This is a genomic window from Gracilibacillus oryzae, from assembly GCF_009498735.1.
Classification (GTDB): domain Bacteria; phylum Bacillota; class Bacilli; order Bacillales; family Amphibacillaceae; genus Gracilibacillus; species Gracilibacillus oryzae.
The window spans coordinates 64843-79434 of record NZ_ML762430.1 but is presented as its reverse complement, the minus strand read 5'-3'; the positions used below and the strand labels follow the sequence as shown (position 1 = coordinate 79434).

18 protein-coding genes and 1 pseudogene are annotated in these 14592 nt (G+C 37.6%); 4 read left to right on the top strand and 15 right to left on the bottom strand.

Annotated elements, in window-relative coordinates:
- Window positions 1–109 precede the first annotated feature (109 nt).
- The 5 genes from F9U64_RS10795 to F9U64_RS10775 form a co-directional block, all read right to left on the bottom strand.
- Window positions 110–2635: a heavy metal translocating P-type ATPase gene (locus F9U64_RS10795; protein ID WP_153403267.1), complete on the bottom strand. Its 2526-nt coding sequence runs from the start codon at window positions 2633–2635 to the stop codon at window positions 110–112.
- Entirely contained in the window at window positions 2635–2967 is a 333-nt protein-coding gene (locus tag F9U64_RS10790; protein ID WP_153403265.1) for an ArsR/SmtB family transcription factor, read from the bottom strand. The genes F9U64_RS10795 and F9U64_RS10790 overlap by 1 nt, the downstream gene beginning before the upstream one ends.
- A 177-nt stretch (window positions 2968–3144) precedes the next feature.
- Complete coding sequence (locus F9U64_RS10785) at window positions 3145–3357, bottom strand: KGG domain-containing protein (RefSeq protein ID WP_153403263.1); 213 nt, start codon at window positions 3355–3357, stop codon at window positions 3145–3147.
- A gap of 67 nt (window positions 3358–3424) precedes the next feature.
- Complete coding sequence (locus F9U64_RS10780) at window positions 3425–3583, bottom strand: hypothetical protein (RefSeq protein WP_153403261.1); 159 nt, start codon at window positions 3581–3583, stop codon at window positions 3425–3427.
- Window positions 3584–3605: 22 nt separating this feature from the next.
- A complete protein-coding gene (locus F9U64_RS10775) occupies window positions 3606–4862 on the bottom strand; it encodes a hypothetical protein (protein ID WP_153403260.1) in 1257 nt (418 codons plus the stop codon).
- 455 nt (window positions 4863–5317) lie between these two features.
- On the opposite strand from F9U64_RS10775, the gene F9U64_RS10770 reads away from it, so the two are divergent.
- A complete protein-coding gene (locus F9U64_RS10770; RefSeq protein WP_153403258.1) occupies window positions 5318–5839 on the top strand; it encodes a GNAT family N-acetyltransferase in 522 nt (173 codons plus the stop codon).
- A gap of 206 nt (window positions 5840–6045) precedes the next feature.
- Here the strand turns inward: F9U64_RS10770 and F9U64_RS10765 are convergent, their stop codons facing one another.
- From F9U64_RS10765 to F9U64_RS10735, 7 genes and pseudogenes are all read right to left on the bottom strand, one after another.
- On the bottom strand, window positions 6046–6579 hold the full coding sequence (locus tag F9U64_RS10765) for a DUF5412 family protein (RefSeq protein ID WP_153403256.1): 534 nt from the start codon (window positions 6577–6579) through the stop codon (window positions 6046–6048).
- A 14-nt stretch (window positions 6580–6593) separates the two neighbouring features.
- Window positions 6594–7256, bottom strand: a complete 663-nt coding sequence (locus tag F9U64_RS10760) for a hypothetical protein (RefSeq protein ID WP_153403254.1) — start codon at window positions 7254–7256, stop codon at window positions 6594–6596.
- 87 nt (window positions 7257–7343) lie between these two features.
- A complete protein-coding gene (locus F9U64_RS10755; protein WP_153403252.1) occupies window positions 7344–7646 on the bottom strand; it encodes a hypothetical protein in 303 nt (100 codons plus the stop codon).
- Window positions 7647–7810: 164 nt separating this feature from the next.
- Window positions 7811–8167, bottom strand: a complete 357-nt coding sequence (locus tag F9U64_RS10750) for an ASCH domain-containing protein (protein WP_153403250.1) — start codon at window positions 8165–8167, stop codon at window positions 7811–7813.
- A 127-nt stretch (window positions 8168–8294) separates the two neighbouring features.
- The gene (locus tag F9U64_RS10745) at window positions 8295–8852 is read right to left on the bottom strand and encodes a GNAT family N-acetyltransferase (protein ID WP_153403248.1); all 558 of its coding nucleotides are present in this window, start codon (window positions 8850–8852) and stop codon (window positions 8295–8297) included.
- A gap of 74 nt (window positions 8853–8926) precedes the next feature.
- Complete coding sequence (locus F9U64_RS10740) at window positions 8927–9241, bottom strand: DMT family transporter (RefSeq protein ID WP_153403246.1); 315 nt, start codon at window positions 9239–9241, stop codon at window positions 8927–8929.
- Window positions 9242–9502, bottom strand: a pseudogene (locus F9U64_RS10735) (DMT family transporter); the annotation flags it as partial.
- Between the two features lie 128 nt (window positions 9503–9630).
- Between F9U64_RS10735 and F9U64_RS10730 the strand changes: the two are divergent.
- The 3 genes from F9U64_RS10730 (at window position 9631) to F9U64_RS10720 (ending at window position 11467) form a co-directional block, all read left to right on the top strand.
- Entirely contained in the window at window positions 9631–10284 is a 654-nt protein-coding gene (locus F9U64_RS10730) for a LysR family transcriptional regulator (protein ID WP_153403244.1), read from the top strand.
- A 35-nt stretch (window positions 10285–10319) separates the two neighbouring features.
- On the top strand, window positions 10320–10451 hold the full coding sequence (locus tag F9U64_RS23580; RefSeq protein WP_407647314.1) for a hypothetical protein: 132 nt from the start codon (window positions 10320–10322) through the stop codon (window positions 10449–10451).
- Window positions 10452–10603: 152 nt separating this feature from the next.
- Window positions 10604–11467, top strand: coding sequence for an AraC family transcriptional regulator (locus F9U64_RS10720; protein WP_153403242.1), 864 nt, complete (start codon window positions 10604–10606; stop codon window positions 11465–11467).
- A 489-nt stretch (window positions 11468–11956) separates the two neighbouring features.
- Here the strand turns inward: F9U64_RS10720 and F9U64_RS10715 are convergent, their stop codons facing one another.
- The 3 genes from F9U64_RS10715 to F9U64_RS10705 are packed head-to-tail and all read right to left on the bottom strand — an operon-like array spanning window position 11957 to window position 14591.
- Window positions 11957–13018 (bottom strand): suppressor of fused domain protein, encoded by a 1062-nt coding sequence (locus F9U64_RS10715; RefSeq protein WP_153403240.1) that lies wholly within the window; start codon window positions 13016–13018, stop codon window positions 11957–11959.
- Complete coding sequence (locus F9U64_RS10710) at window positions 13018–13650, bottom strand: GNAT family N-acetyltransferase (RefSeq protein ID WP_153403238.1); 633 nt, start codon at window positions 13648–13650, stop codon at window positions 13018–13020. Before F9U64_RS10710 ends, F9U64_RS10715 begins: the two co-directional genes overlap by 1 nt.
- Before the next feature lie 59 nt (window positions 13651–13709).
- The gene (locus F9U64_RS10705) at window positions 13710–14591 is read right to left on the bottom strand and encodes a GNAT family N-acetyltransferase (RefSeq protein ID WP_153403236.1); all 882 of its coding nucleotides are present in this window, start codon (window positions 14589–14591) and stop codon (window positions 13710–13712) included.
- Window position 14592 lies beyond the last annotated feature (1 nt).

Sequence of the window (14592 nt, the reverse complement as noted above, 5' to 3'; positions counted from 1 at the left end):
AGTTTATATTTGAAAATATTTGTGGAATTTTTCATAAAATGTGCTTATTCCCTTATGTATTTTTTTCAAAAGAAAAGCTGTCCAAATAATTATGAACAGCTTTTCACCTTTATCCCTTGACTCTTAAAAGCCGTAATGCATTTAAAATAACAAGAACTGCAGCACCTGTATCACTTAATACTGCCATCCATAGTGTCAGCCAACCTGGAAAAATAAAAACTAATGCAATAAGTTTGATGATGATTGAGAACCATATATTTTGTTTTATTATCGCTAAGGCTTTTCTGCTTAATTTCATCGTATGTGGCAGTTGTTCCAGATTATCAGCCATTAAAACAATATCAGCAGTTTCCATTGCAGTATCAGTACCAGCTCCCCCCATCGCAATTCCTAAATCTGATGTTGCCAGAGCTGGAGCATCATTAATACCGTCACCAACCATCGCTACTTTATAGCCTTCCTGCTGCAACTGTTTGATTGCATCCACTTTATCTTCTGGCAATAACTCAGCAAAATAGCGGTTTACATTTGCCTCATCCGCTATTCTTTTGGCAGTGCCTTCATTATCACCTGTTAACATAACCACCTGGTCTATACCTGCATGCTTTAATCCGTCTAATGCTTCCACCGTTGTTTTTCTGATTGAATCAGAAACAGAAATATGACCGATTATCTCTGATTTTGTCCCAATAATGACCATCGTCTTTCCTTGGCTTTGCATCTCCAGCCATTCCTTCTTCCAATCATCCAACGGAACCTTCAACTCTTCAAAAAGCTTAATATTTCCGGCATAATAGATCTGTCCAGCTATTGTTGCCTGAACCCCTTTACCAGCAATATTTTTAAACAAGTCACCAGTTTGAGCCTGAATCCCTTTTTCTTTTGCACGCTGAACAATCGTTTTTCCGATTGGGTGTGTCGAGTAGTCCTCCAGCGTAAAGGCAATGGATAGTAATTCTTCTTCTGAAGTAGTGTAGGCCTTGATATCTGCTACTTGCGGTTTGCCTTCCGTTAGTGTACCGGTTTTATCAAACGCAATCGCTTTTATCTTACCTGCTTTTTCTAAAAATGAACCCCCTTTAATCAGTACACCATTTTTCGCAGCATTTCCAATTGCAGAAACGATCGCAACAGGTGTGGAGATAACCAGGGCACAAGGACATGCCACAACTAACAGCGCGAGACCTTTATAGACCCATTCTCCCCAGCTGCCCATCCCAATTAATGGCGGGAAAATGATGACAATTAAAGCTGCTGCAAAGACGATCGGTGTGTAAATGCTGGCAAATTTATCGATAAATGCCTGGGTAGGAGCTCGTTGTTCCTGTGCTTCTTCTACTAAGTGAATAATCTTGGCAATCGTCGTATCCTCAACAAGATGAGTAACTTTGATCTCAAGTGAACCACTTTCATTAATTGTCCCAGCATACACTGTATCTCCGGCTGCTTTATCAATAGGAATAGATTCACCGGTAATCGGCGCCTGATTCACACTTGACTCACCTTCCAGGATTTCACCATCTAACGGGATCCTGTCACCAGGTTTTACTACAATAATTTCATCAACGGTTATTTCGTCGACAGATTTTTTCACGAGTTCTGCACCAGTTTGGATCCATGCTTCCGATGGCGCCAAATTCATTAAATTGCGAATTGATTTTCTCGTTCGTTCGATTGACTGATTCTGCAGAGCTGTTCCTAATGCAAACAGCCAGACAACGGTTGCTCCTTCAAACCATTCACCAATCAATGCTGCACCAATCACTGCGGCCGACATCAATACATTCATATCGAGTGAACGACTTTTTAGTGCATAAAAAGCACTCTTTACTGGTTTGTGTCCACTGATTGCAATAGCCAGTGCATAAAGAATTGTAGATAGAATTGGTGATAAAACGGTATATGAGCCAATAAAACCGATTAGGATTAAAATACCAGAATAGATAATCGGGCGATATTCCCCTTTTGGCTGGTCCATCTCATTAGACTTGTTTTTATCGCCAATTAATGATGCTTTATATCCTATTTTGGATACTTCTCTGATGATCTCCTCCACACTATTCTCATGTTCCAGTTTCATTTTTCCTGTAGCGAAACTGACATGTGCACTTTTCACTGTGGAAAGTGTATTAAAATGATTCTCAATACTTTGAGCACAGCTGCCACAGTCCATGCCTTCCACTTGATATGTTCTTACATTTTTGCTTTGATGTAATGGCTCTGCTGTGAATCCAAGCTTGTTGATGGTTTCTTCCACTTTGTCAAAAGCAGTGTCATTTGCGCCAATTACTTGTAACTTTGCTGTACTGTAACTCACTTTTGCTTCACGTATTTCCTTGAGACCATTTAGTCCTTTTTCAATCGTTAAAGCACAAGATGGGCAGTCCCTCCCATAAATGCGGTATTCATTTTTTTCACCTTGGACTGGTTTACTGGCGGCAGCCTCATCATCCTCTTCATTACTGCAACAGCTAGTAACACTAGGCTGGTTTTTTTCTTTACTTGCTGTACTGCTGCAGCATGAACTTATTTCACTCGATTGAGCTATCTGTTCTGCAGGTTGTGAACTGCAACAAGATTGTGAATTCTTAGTCGGAGATTCTTTTTGATTGGAACAACAACTTTTTTCTGTCATCAGCAATCACCGCCTTGGACAAAGTTTTTACATGAAGCAATATCATTTTGAACATCTGCCAGCACGATATCAATCATTGACAGTAAGTCACGCACTTGCTGGTTACGCAAACTGTAATAAATATATTTCCCTTCCTGTCTGCCAACAATAAGTCCGCAATCTTTTAGACAGGACAGGTGTTGGGAGATATTAGATTGACTTGCTTTCATATCAGTTACAATCTCAGAAACTGTTTTCTCTCTGTCTTTTATACATTCAAGGATTTGGTTCCGTGTTTTATGCGATAATCCATGCAAAAACTTCACTTTTGTGTCCAGATCAATTGTTACCATACTCATCCTCCTGATATATTCGTTTTCACTAATATGTTTTATTGCTATCATATTAGCAAAAACGAATATGTGTGTCAAAAAAAAAACATTTTCAAAGTAGATACAAAAAAAGCTGCAGAGACTTTTTAGCCTCTGCAGCTTTTTTATCATAGTCAGTTAACTGACCTAATATTTAATTTAGTTGTTATTGCTTTGGCCACCATTGCTTCTTTTTCCACCTTTGCGGCCAATCTCTTCATAGAATTCCTGATCGTGATTACGGGAAGTAGCTTTACCGCCTTTTTGTCCAATTTCTTCATAAAATTCCTGATCATGCTCACGTGCAGTTTTGTTGCCGCCTTTTTGTCCTGCTTCAGATCGAGACATTTTGTGGTTATTGTTCTTAGCCATTTAAATCTACCTCCTTGGAAATTTATCTTACATTACTTGTTTACCACTATAGATTAACGATAAACATTTATTTTTTGTTCCCATTATATTTTTTAGCAACATCTTGAAAAACTTTCTTTGCTAGTTTTTCTTTTTCTGCTTTTTCCTTCTCTTCTAAGGTAAAATCTATCTGGTCTTCTTCCGATAAGTTAAAAAATCGCTTTTTATCTCTTGGCTCTTTTAACACCACTGATATCACCCTTTCTCCATTAAAGTCTGGCGTTCAGTTCCTGGTTAACAAAATTTTTCCTTTTTCTCCATACAAACCCGTCCCCTTTAGAAATGAGGGCGACATCAATAGGAGGGCCTACTGATTCTGTAGCTCTGCTCACCCTTCTTTTGAATGAAGTCAGATTAATCAGTGTTTCCGCCATATCTGCCAGGTCTTCTTTTGGCAAAGATCTTACGATACCAAGAAGCGGGTTAATATAATGACTTTGCTTATATTCCCATACAGCTTCTTGGATAGACTGGTATACATCTTTACCCAGTTTCTCGATGTCTGAAACATGTTTATCAGAAAATGTGACATCTTTTATATGTTTTTGTATCTCTGCAGGATATTCTGTCAGAACTTCTTGAATGATATTAAAAATAGCATCCTGCATATCTGGCTCAATTCCTCCCATAAAGGAATCGATCATTTCACTTTGGGCGAAAGGGACAACTGCTGCTGTTCCATCCGCCTGCTGATTAGTATAACTGATCTGTTTTTCCAGTTCTTTCTTATATTTCAATTTGCCGAGAATAAAACCTTCCAGCCGATAATTTAATAACCGAGGAAATAAATCATTTTCCCCAAACCCTGCGAACACTAAGCCTGTGCTTCCAGTGCTGAAGTGGTCTGATCGGGCAGCATGGTAGGCAAGTTGGGTCATTTTTTCTTCTAAATGTTCCGACACTTGGAAAGAAATCAATTCTTCGATTAGTTCATTGACTACTGGATAGTATTTCTTTTTGAATTGATCGAAGTTCAGATTTTCGATAATTCCATCTTTTTTTTGAAAAGCTGCTAGATTTTCGTCAATGTGGTCTTCCATCAAGTCGGCAACGGTTTTGTCGGTTACTTCTTCTTCCTTCTGATCAATGTTACTCTCTACTTCCCTGCCAATTTGTTTTAATAACTGGGAGAAAGTCCGATAAATAATGACTTCTTCTGTTTGGGGATTGCTGAATCGCTCATCATGCCGAAGAAAATCGAGGAAGTCCTTTAAATATTGATCAAGTGTTGAAAATGTTCGTGTTCCTAAGTACTTGCGATACGCTTTGATAATCACTTCCCATGGTATCTCCATAAAAGAAGCTGAACCATATACCATGATGCCGACAGCCTGTTCCTCTGATAAGGAGAAAAGCTTGTTTGCTGTGTTATACACTTTTTTAATATCATCGCGTCCACTTGTAATCGCACTGTCTGCCGCCAGCGCCATTCCTTGTTTATTCATAATCACAACTTCTGCTGTCATATTAAACACCTCTCTTATTGGTTGTTTATCCTTTAGTGTGAAGAATCAAACCTTTGGCGGAGCTCTTTTGGCTGGAAAATGTAAAAAGATGGTGTGGGTGATTTTTTTTATGCTTAGATGGAGTTGGATGGATGAATTTATTAGGTTGACTGCTTCTAACTATCATATCTCGACTGAGGTGGGGGATTTTTGATAGGTAAATAAATTCTAATTTTATTCCTCAGACTAGGATTTTATTGGTGCTGCTTGCTGTTTTAATAAGTGCATATCTTCGCATAAATACGGTACTTTTGATGTTATGATGCCTTCATGGATGCATAACTTTTCTCACTCGCGGTGCTTTTGATGTTTTGCTCTTTAAATTGTACCATCTCATCAAGTTAAAATGAAAACTCTTGCAAGATAATTCAAAGTTTGGCATGCTAAAATAACACATCACTTAGTGGAGGATTAAAATGACGACATACACCCGAAAAGCACGGGCAGCCGACACGGAAGCAATTATGAAAATATTAAATGACGGCATTGCCTATCTAAAAGAGCAAGGATCACCACAGTGGCAGAATGGGCATGGACCTAACCTTGACACTGTCCAAAACGATATCCAAAATGATTTTGCTTATGTATTGAAGGATGATCAGAAGATTGTAGGTTATGGCACGCTTATACCAGGACCAGATCATGCCTACGAAAATATGACAGATGGTATGTGGCAGGGTGAGTCCACTCATTACGTGGCCATCCACCGTATTGCGGTAGATCAGCATCACCGTGGCAAAGGCATATCAAAAATGCTGCTGCATGACTTAATTGTACTTGCCCGTAATCTTGACTACAAAGATATCCGCATTGATACCTATCCTAAAAATCATCTAATGGAAAAAGTAATTTTCGCGACTGGGTTTACTTACAGAGGAATGATTCACTTTGGCTATACCCATGGGGAAAGGAAGGCATATCAACTATTGATAGATTGATAAGGATAAAAAGTGGCATCTCCATGTGATTAGGGATGCCACTTTCCTTCCTTCATTTAATGACAACATCGGCAATTTTATTTGTTACACTTTTGTATACAGTAAGGAAAAAATCCCTCAACAGAACATCCTTTGTTTCCGTATCCACCTTGCTTTCGACAATCTCATCATCCTCTCTTTTTCAAGATTGGTTGATCGAAAAATGCCTAATAGCCAAGTGTATCTCCACTGTTTAAATCAAGTACATGATCATTGATTGATACCGTGTGGTTATTTTCCCACTCCACATCCACTTGCTCTATCTCATCTTGATAATAAATATGTTTTTTAAACCATAGTGGTCCATTAATTTCTCCTCTGACTCCAACTGATCCTGTGGCCCCTGGGTCAATTTGATAGAAATCAATGGTATATTGATTATCTGGTGAACGTACCGACGAGATCTGTTTACTTTCACCAATCGAAAAGAAGGCAGTGAAGGAAACAGCGAGGAAAAGAGCAATTGTTGTAAGGGACGAGAGAATAACGGTGAACCAGCTTCTTGTCTTTGTCTGCCAATTCCTCTTATCCTGCCAGCCTACAAATCCAAAAATAAGTGCAACAAGACTGATCAAAAGCAAAATGTACGTCGGTGGTGCGATTAACCATGTGTGATTCAGGTTGGAATATAGTGAGTATGCTGCAATTCCCATACATCCTAATATGGCATAGAATGCTGCCATATTTGATAACTTCACCATCTTATCACTCCTATTTACAAAATTCTTGAGTTGTTACCATCATCAATTAACTTAAGATTAATATAATTCCACTCTGCTCCATCAAAACCTATAGAAAGTCCGGATATATCAAGCAATTCTTGTAAATGCACGGATTTTTTTTGATTAGCTTCAATCGTAATTTGGTAAGGACTCTCGTTCAGGTTCTTTAATGGTGAGTCTATGTTTTCTTCCCTGTAACTAATAGACGAATCGATTATACCCAGGTGAAACGATATTGTTTCATCGCTTCGATTATGAAGCAACAGATCACATTCCATATCAGCTGTCTCTTCACTCACATTGTCAAAGCGACATGTTCCATCCCCATCATAAGCCACTGCATAAATGCCATTTGCGATCGTTCCCTGGTAGAGATCAATTAGAAAACTTGGTAAAAAAGTATAGATGAGGACAGCCGCAATTAAAGCAGGAAAGCGAAATTTATTTAAACTTCGCCAAAGTAAATTCAAGGCAATAAAGAATAGAATAGATCCGATAAGACCTAAAATCACCACACCTTCTTGATTGGAGACAGGAAATGTCATAAATGAAGCAGTAGCTTTTGATATTGTGTTATTAGGAAAAGGAAAATATAAACACATGCATATCAGGAATATTGTCAAAGAACTAATAAAGAACACTTTGCTTTTTATCATTATTCTCCCTGCTTTTTCGTAAGATTTTTACACTTATATAATAACACAATATTCCAATTATGGGAGGTGATTTAAAAATTTCGATCCTTAGCTGTTCTTGCTTTTGATACTCTTTCGATAAAGTAAAGCTTTGGAAATAATGAGAGTTATTCCAGCAAACATGAAATAAATGATCATATCATTTAATGATAATTTCACACCATAACTCCCTGATTTATAGAAATATCCCCAAAACCAGATGTTGAACAAAATAAAGGAAAAAATTGTAGAGAGAAATCCTATCAAGACTTTTTTGGTGATTAGTGCTAATACAATTCCTAGCACAACAGCAACTGGAATGATTAAAAGATCCAGGGCAATAGGATGAAATAAAGTAGACCAACTGATCATTGGAGTACCTCCATTTTAAAATAAAGTGAGACTTTGATCAGTGGGGGGTTTTTATATCCCCTATTGATCATTAGCGGAACTTATCAGAATGCTTAGCGTCTGTTACCCCTTATTTACCATTTTCGTGTTACCCGCAACTTTTCGTTTAGGGTAATTACAGACGGTTAGTGCTGTGATAAACTAATTACCCTTATATTAATGGCTAGTGTGCCCCATTCCTTTTCTTGCTCCGGAGAATATATCTGATAAGTCTGTTGCACCATTTCATCAATCGAACCACCAACTGCATCGAAATCTTTTGCAGGGATACTTTTATACATTTCTCTGAAGGTGGGAAATTCCCTTAATTCAGTCACTTCAACCGTTAATGTCTCTTTACTGCCGGAAAGTTTTGTGAATGTTATGTTATCTCCTATTCTGACTTTTCTTCTTATCTCATCATTTAACCTTACTTCCACAATTTTTTTACCTGTTTTTATTGAATTAAAAGGAGTTTCATATAACCCCATGTTATGCTTCATTATATCCTCCTTATTAGTCCTTGTATTTTCTCATTCCGTAAAAAGTAAAATCATCCTTTTAGCAATTTCGGCGTATTAGTGAAATCTAATAAACTGTCATGTTAATATCTGCAGATTTACCAGCTTACTACAACTCTTCCCTCAAGATTGAATACATCTTGATATCATGATGTTCTCCTTTCATGACTAAAGCTTTTCGTAAAACACCTTCAAAAGTCATTCCCGCTTTTTCCATTACTCTTCCTGAACCAATGTTTTCTGTCAGGCATCTTGCCTGGATGCGAACTAAGTCCATATTTTCGAAACCGAATTGTATTATTTCTCTTGCTGCTTCTGTGGTTATTCCTTGTCCCCAGTAATCCTTAGAGATAACATAGCCTATTTCGGCTGTTCGCTGCAGTGGTTCCCACCAGACAAAATCAACCGTCCCAATGAATTTTCCATTGTCTTTATACTCAATTCCCCATGGAGCAACTTGCTTGTTTTCATATCTCTGCAAAATAAATTCCACAAAACCCTTTGCATCGGCAATTGTTTTGTGGGTATCCCATGTAACATATTTTGATACATCATCATTAGAAGCATAATAAAACATATCTTCTACATCTTCTAAAGTAACTTTTCTAAGAATGAGCCGGTCTGTTTCCAATACGGGCAAATCACCGTATATTTTTTCAATCTCCATAAGATCCCTCCACAAATTATCTGCTAATCATTGTATATAAATTTTACCATAACCCGCGTCAGAAGGTGCCGGTTTTAGCTTTGCAGATGAAGAACCAATACTCCAACTAAGATGATGACAATTGATGAGAGTTTACGCATATTTATCTTTTCATTAAAAAACAGAATACCGATAACTGTTGTCGCCATAATTGTTACACCAGACCAGATAGCATAAGCTACACTTACTTCTATATGCTGAATGCTCAACGTTAGAAAATAGATACAAAAGCCGTAGAAAAGAAATACGCCGACACTTGGCAATCGCCTTTGGAATCCTTGTGATAATTTGACGGACATATTACCAATCACAGCAAAAACTAAGCTGATTGTCAGAAAAAGATAGCCCATTTATGATACCGCCTTTCCTGGTTTGTTTTCCTGTTTAGGTATGTTTAATCCCACGACTCCCAAGACAATACATAAAATACCGATTAATTTAAGCAATGAGATGGACTCCTGAAATAAGAAAATTCCTGAGATCGAAACTAAGACAGTTCCTCCTCCTGCCCATAATGCGTTCACAATGCCTAGCTCCTGTTGTTTTGTTAGCAAGATGTACAACGCCAATGCTATGCTGTAGGAAGCAATAACAATGATAGTTGCGCCTAATTGGGTAAATCCTTATGATATTTTCATAAAAGAAGCCCCAAAAATCTCGAGAATAATAGATAAACTTAACAGAATATAGTATCGTAACATTACAATTCCTCCTAAAATGAATAAGGATGTGAAAATAGATGAACCTGCAAAAGTTGGAATATTTTCTACTTGTAGCAAAGGAAAAAAGTATATCCAGTGCTGCAAATAAACTATTTGTTTCTCAGCCTGCCGTAAGTAAACAGATGAAAAAATTAGAAGAAACATTAGGATTCCCGCTCTTTGTTCGTATGTCCAAAGGAATCAGCTTAACAGACAAAGGCCAGCAATTATATAACGATATTGAACCAATTATTTACCAGCTAAAATATCAACTAAAAAAACATATGAATGATCAAGTCGTAAGAATGGGAAGTGACCCGCTTCTCGCTTCTTATTATTTTGCTGATTACATCAAAGACCAAAATCTCTTTCAGATCAAACTGACCCAACTTAAAGATGATACAATTGACTTATTACCATTACTAAAATCAAGGGAGATTGATGCAGCAATCATTCAGGATCATCCACATCAAAAAGGACTGTATTCCACCTTTCTTTTTAGTGACAATTTTTATGCAGCCGTACCAGTCAATCACCAACTGGCAGAACTGGATCATGTTTCGATCACAGACTGTTTTCAATACACACAATTGCTGCCGCCAAATACAACCCCCTTATATCAAAAAATCAGACGATTAATGGAAAAGGATGCAAGGCCCCTACCTGATATCATGCGATCATTGGATTTATAGCTCAAGGCCAGGGCATATCTTATCTCCCGTCCATCATGGTTGAAAAAATTGATTATCGAGGTGTGGTATTTGTGCCATTGAAAGATACTCCTCTTAAACGGGAAATGTATTTGTATGCACCTGATAAAAACAAATTAGACAAATTGAAATTGGGTTTTGATACTTAAATTGTAGGGGAAAAATATGGGGAAGAGAAATACCGAAAAATAATATTGATATAACCTGAAGTTATACCGCATAGTCGATATATCTTATATTAAAAATGTCGAGTATTCTTGAACCGGCTGTGCTAAGATAAAGTCATGAAAGGAGGGATCGCGTGTTAAAGGAACTAAACCTTGTTATTGACTATATTGAAGAGCATTTAACCGAGGAATTATCGCTTGAAGAAATTTCTGAATATGCCGGAGTTTCAGACTATCATTTTCGAAAAATATTTTTTTACCTGTCAGGATTAACCCTTAGTGAATATATAAAAAACAGAAAATTGTCGGAAGCAAATAAAGATTTATTGCGTGGAGAAAGAGTGACAGATGTGGCATTTCAATATGGTTATCAATCAGTGGACGGCTTCTCCCGCGCCTTTAAGAAATGGAGCGGCTTTCTGCCTTCAGAGGTCATCAAAACAGGGATAAGCAAATCGTTTCCCAAACTTTCATTTGTGATCACTGTTAAAGGAGGAAAGACAATGGAATTTAGAATAGAAGAAAAACCAGCATTTCATTTAGTTGGGGTCAGTAAACGTGTACCAATGCAGTTTGAAGGTGTGAATAATGAAATCGTGAAGCTTGCCAAGAGCATTACAGAGGAACAAAAAGCAGAAATGCATTCCCTTCAGAATATAGAGCCATACGAAATTGTGAATGCTTCCTATGATGCGGATGAGAACTTTATGAAAGAAGAAGGTGATTTAACACACTTGATTGGGGTGTTGACGACAAAAGACCAAGTAAGTGATCAGTTAGATAGCGTGCCAGTTAGTGCCTGTACATGGGCAATATTCCCAAACGAAGGACCTTTTCCATCCACATTACAAGAGACAATGGCAAGAACTTATTCTGAATGGCTGCCATCTTCTGATTATGAAGTCATTAATGCCCCTGCTTTTTCTTTTACAAAAATGGATCCAGAAAAGAAGGATTACGCTTATAGTGAAGTTTGGCTTCCTGTTCGGAAAAAATAAAACCTAATGAAGAGCAATGCTGATAATTCAGCGTTGCTCTCTTTCTGTTTCCTGGGTTTAATTTTTTACCTATCATAATGCAGGGCAGCATGGATATTTTTGATAGGATAGAATGGTCTAACTATCATAACTACGAATCGCACGCTTAGTTTTGATAGGATAAGCTGATCTAACTATCAAAATGATGAACCGCACACTTAGTTTTGATAGGATAAGCTGATCTAACTATCATAACGATGAACCGCACGCTTAGTTTTGATAGGTAAAGCTCGTCTAACTATTATAACGGTGAACCGCACGCTTAGTTTTGATAGGAAAAGATGGTCTACCTATCAAAACGATGAGCCACTGGCTTAGTTTTGATAGGAAAAGATGGTCTAACTATCAAAACGATGAGACGCATGCTTAGTTTTGATAGGAAAAACTGATCTACCTATCAAAACGAAGAGCGCATGCTTAGTTTTGATAGGAAAATCAGGCAAAGTGATATTATCCTATTGTTTCCACCACATTGCCCTCTGCATCTTTAACATCTGTCTTCACGATTTCAAACATGACCGATTTCAGTGAAGAGATAGAAATTGATTTGACAGAAGGCTGCAGTTGTTCTGCTAATTCATTTGCTGATTCTTGATTTAAGATGATTTCTATTCTATCGTCTTTTTCAATTATCTCAGGCTGGTCTCCGAAAGAAAAGACAACAGTTGCTTCATTGCTTACAAGCCGAAGCGGTTCTTTTTTCACTGCACGTCCTTTAAGAACTTTTCCGATTGTATCTGCTTGTTTCGCTCCAATTGTGACAGAAGCTGGCTTATTCTTGAAAAGTTTTTTCACACCAGGCTGCCATGATATTTGTTCATTAAAAAGAAATCCAGTGTTGGATCCTTCTGTTTCACTTCCTTTTTGAACCGCCTCTTTTACTTTAGGGTCCTGCAAAAAGGAGGAACGTGACAGATCTGTAACATAGGATGGCATATGACTCTCACAAACTTTTAACACACCAAGCGTATTCCATATCTGCATTGCTTCCAGCTCGTCCGCTGTTATTCCAACAACCTGGATAAATTCAACCTTTCCATTTGGTGTATCTATCCCTGGAAGTTCAGGGTCACAGGTGAAGGCAAGTGCTGTTAACTCTGTATCCGACTCAAGGCATATCGGACCATTGGCATCCATATAATCTCCATTTTTAAAAATATTGCCACTTCCAAATATGTATCTTGCAAGGTTTTGCAAAAGGTTCATCGCCCAATATGGCGGCTCTGATTCCTCCTCTGTTTTCACAAGTCTAAATGTTAACTCAAATCCAAATCCGCTGATTTCCGGATCTTGTGTCTCTTTTTCATATAACTCTGAAAATCCATATGTGACAAAATGCCAATGTTCAATTGGTGCTTTGGCTGTGTAGACACTGATTCCGTCTAACGGATCATTTCCTCCAAGCTGATAGGAAATCAATGTGCCAAAATGCTTGGGCTCCTGATCTCCGTAAACATTTGTCATCACTTGATCAATGGCGTCCCATCCAGATTTGTTTTCTTGTTCGCTCATTAGTTGTCCTCCTCCAAATTAATAGTTATATCCATCTCTAATTTTAGAATAGAAGTTGGGGCATTAACATTTTCTCTTAAGTAATCGGTTTGAAGAATCCCATAAACAGCACAATCCTTATACTCTTTCTTAGCATTGCGAATCATATGCTTGATTATCACTTCTTTTTCCATACCAGCTTTTCGCATCACCTTCCCTGAGGCCGGATTATCAATATTATGAGCAGCGGATATTTTATGGACATTCATATACCTGAAGGAAAACTCCACGACAGCTTTTAATGCTTCCGTCCCATATCCTTGATTCCACCAATTGTATCCAAGAGAATAACTTACCTCACAATTTTCTGTGTCTTTGTCAAAATTATATAAATCAATTTCTCCAATCAAATCATAGTCGGTTTTAAGCTCTATACCCCACCAGCAAAAATCTTTTTTAGCATAGTTACCGACAATTTCAGCCATCCTTTCGACAGTTTCAGAAATATTCTGGTGCGGCGCGCTTACTCTGTTGTCAGATACTCGTTCATCGGAAAGCCAATGGTCATAAACCTTTTGAACATCAGACATTTCTAGTTTTCTAAGAATCAAGCGTTCGGTTTCTATCAAAGGTGTTCCAGAAAAGTAAATCATTTTCCCCCTCCTAAACCATTTCATTCAATCACTAAAAATATGCCTTTTGGAGAAGAAGTTTATGCTTGAGAAGTAACAGGATGTTTCATATTTACGGGAAAAATGTTCTCATTGCTTGATTTGACGAATAAAACCTCGCCATCATTATAAACATTAGCTTGTATCTCAATACCTGTATAACTGGGTGTATAGTGAAAGATAATTTTATCCGTATCTCCTTGGCTGATTGTTGCTAGAATATTGTCAATCCTGATGTCCTTTTGGCTCACGATATCATAAATGTGTAGTTGCGCACCCTCAATTTTATAAATAACGATCGCTTCATCCTCCGCTATGTAATAAATATCCTTACTAAAAACGTACATACAATGGAACATGAGAATCCCTTGTGAACTCAATGTTCCAAATAAATTGGAGACAGGTAATCTTTCGGAGGCCATTTTATAAATAAAGTGGAGATCATTAATCTTGCCGGGATCAAGTTTAACCATGTGGGCGGGTTCCAAGTGATTCGGTGTATATGTCATTGAAAATAGTTGCTGTTCTACTGATTCGAAACCGAATTTAGGATAAAAATCTACTACCTGCTTATTCGCAAAAAGATACATATAGTCATAATCATTCTCAAATTCTTCTAACACTTTATTCATCAAACTTGCGGCAAGCCCTTGATTTCGATAATCTGGATGCGTCATCACTGTACCAATTTGTATGGCACTTTTTTTCTCACCATCTATCACAAAGTCCAAGAGATTAACGGAAACATTAGAAATGATTTTTGTTCCATCAGCATAAGAAAAAGGAAGATAACGTTCATTCCAATACCCCATTTTATACCAGTCTTCAAAATTCAAACCAAAAACTAATGTGGCAAGTTCATTAAAGCTGTTTCTCAGTTGCTCATTATTCTTGTAATTTTTATGGAACGTTAATCTTGTCATA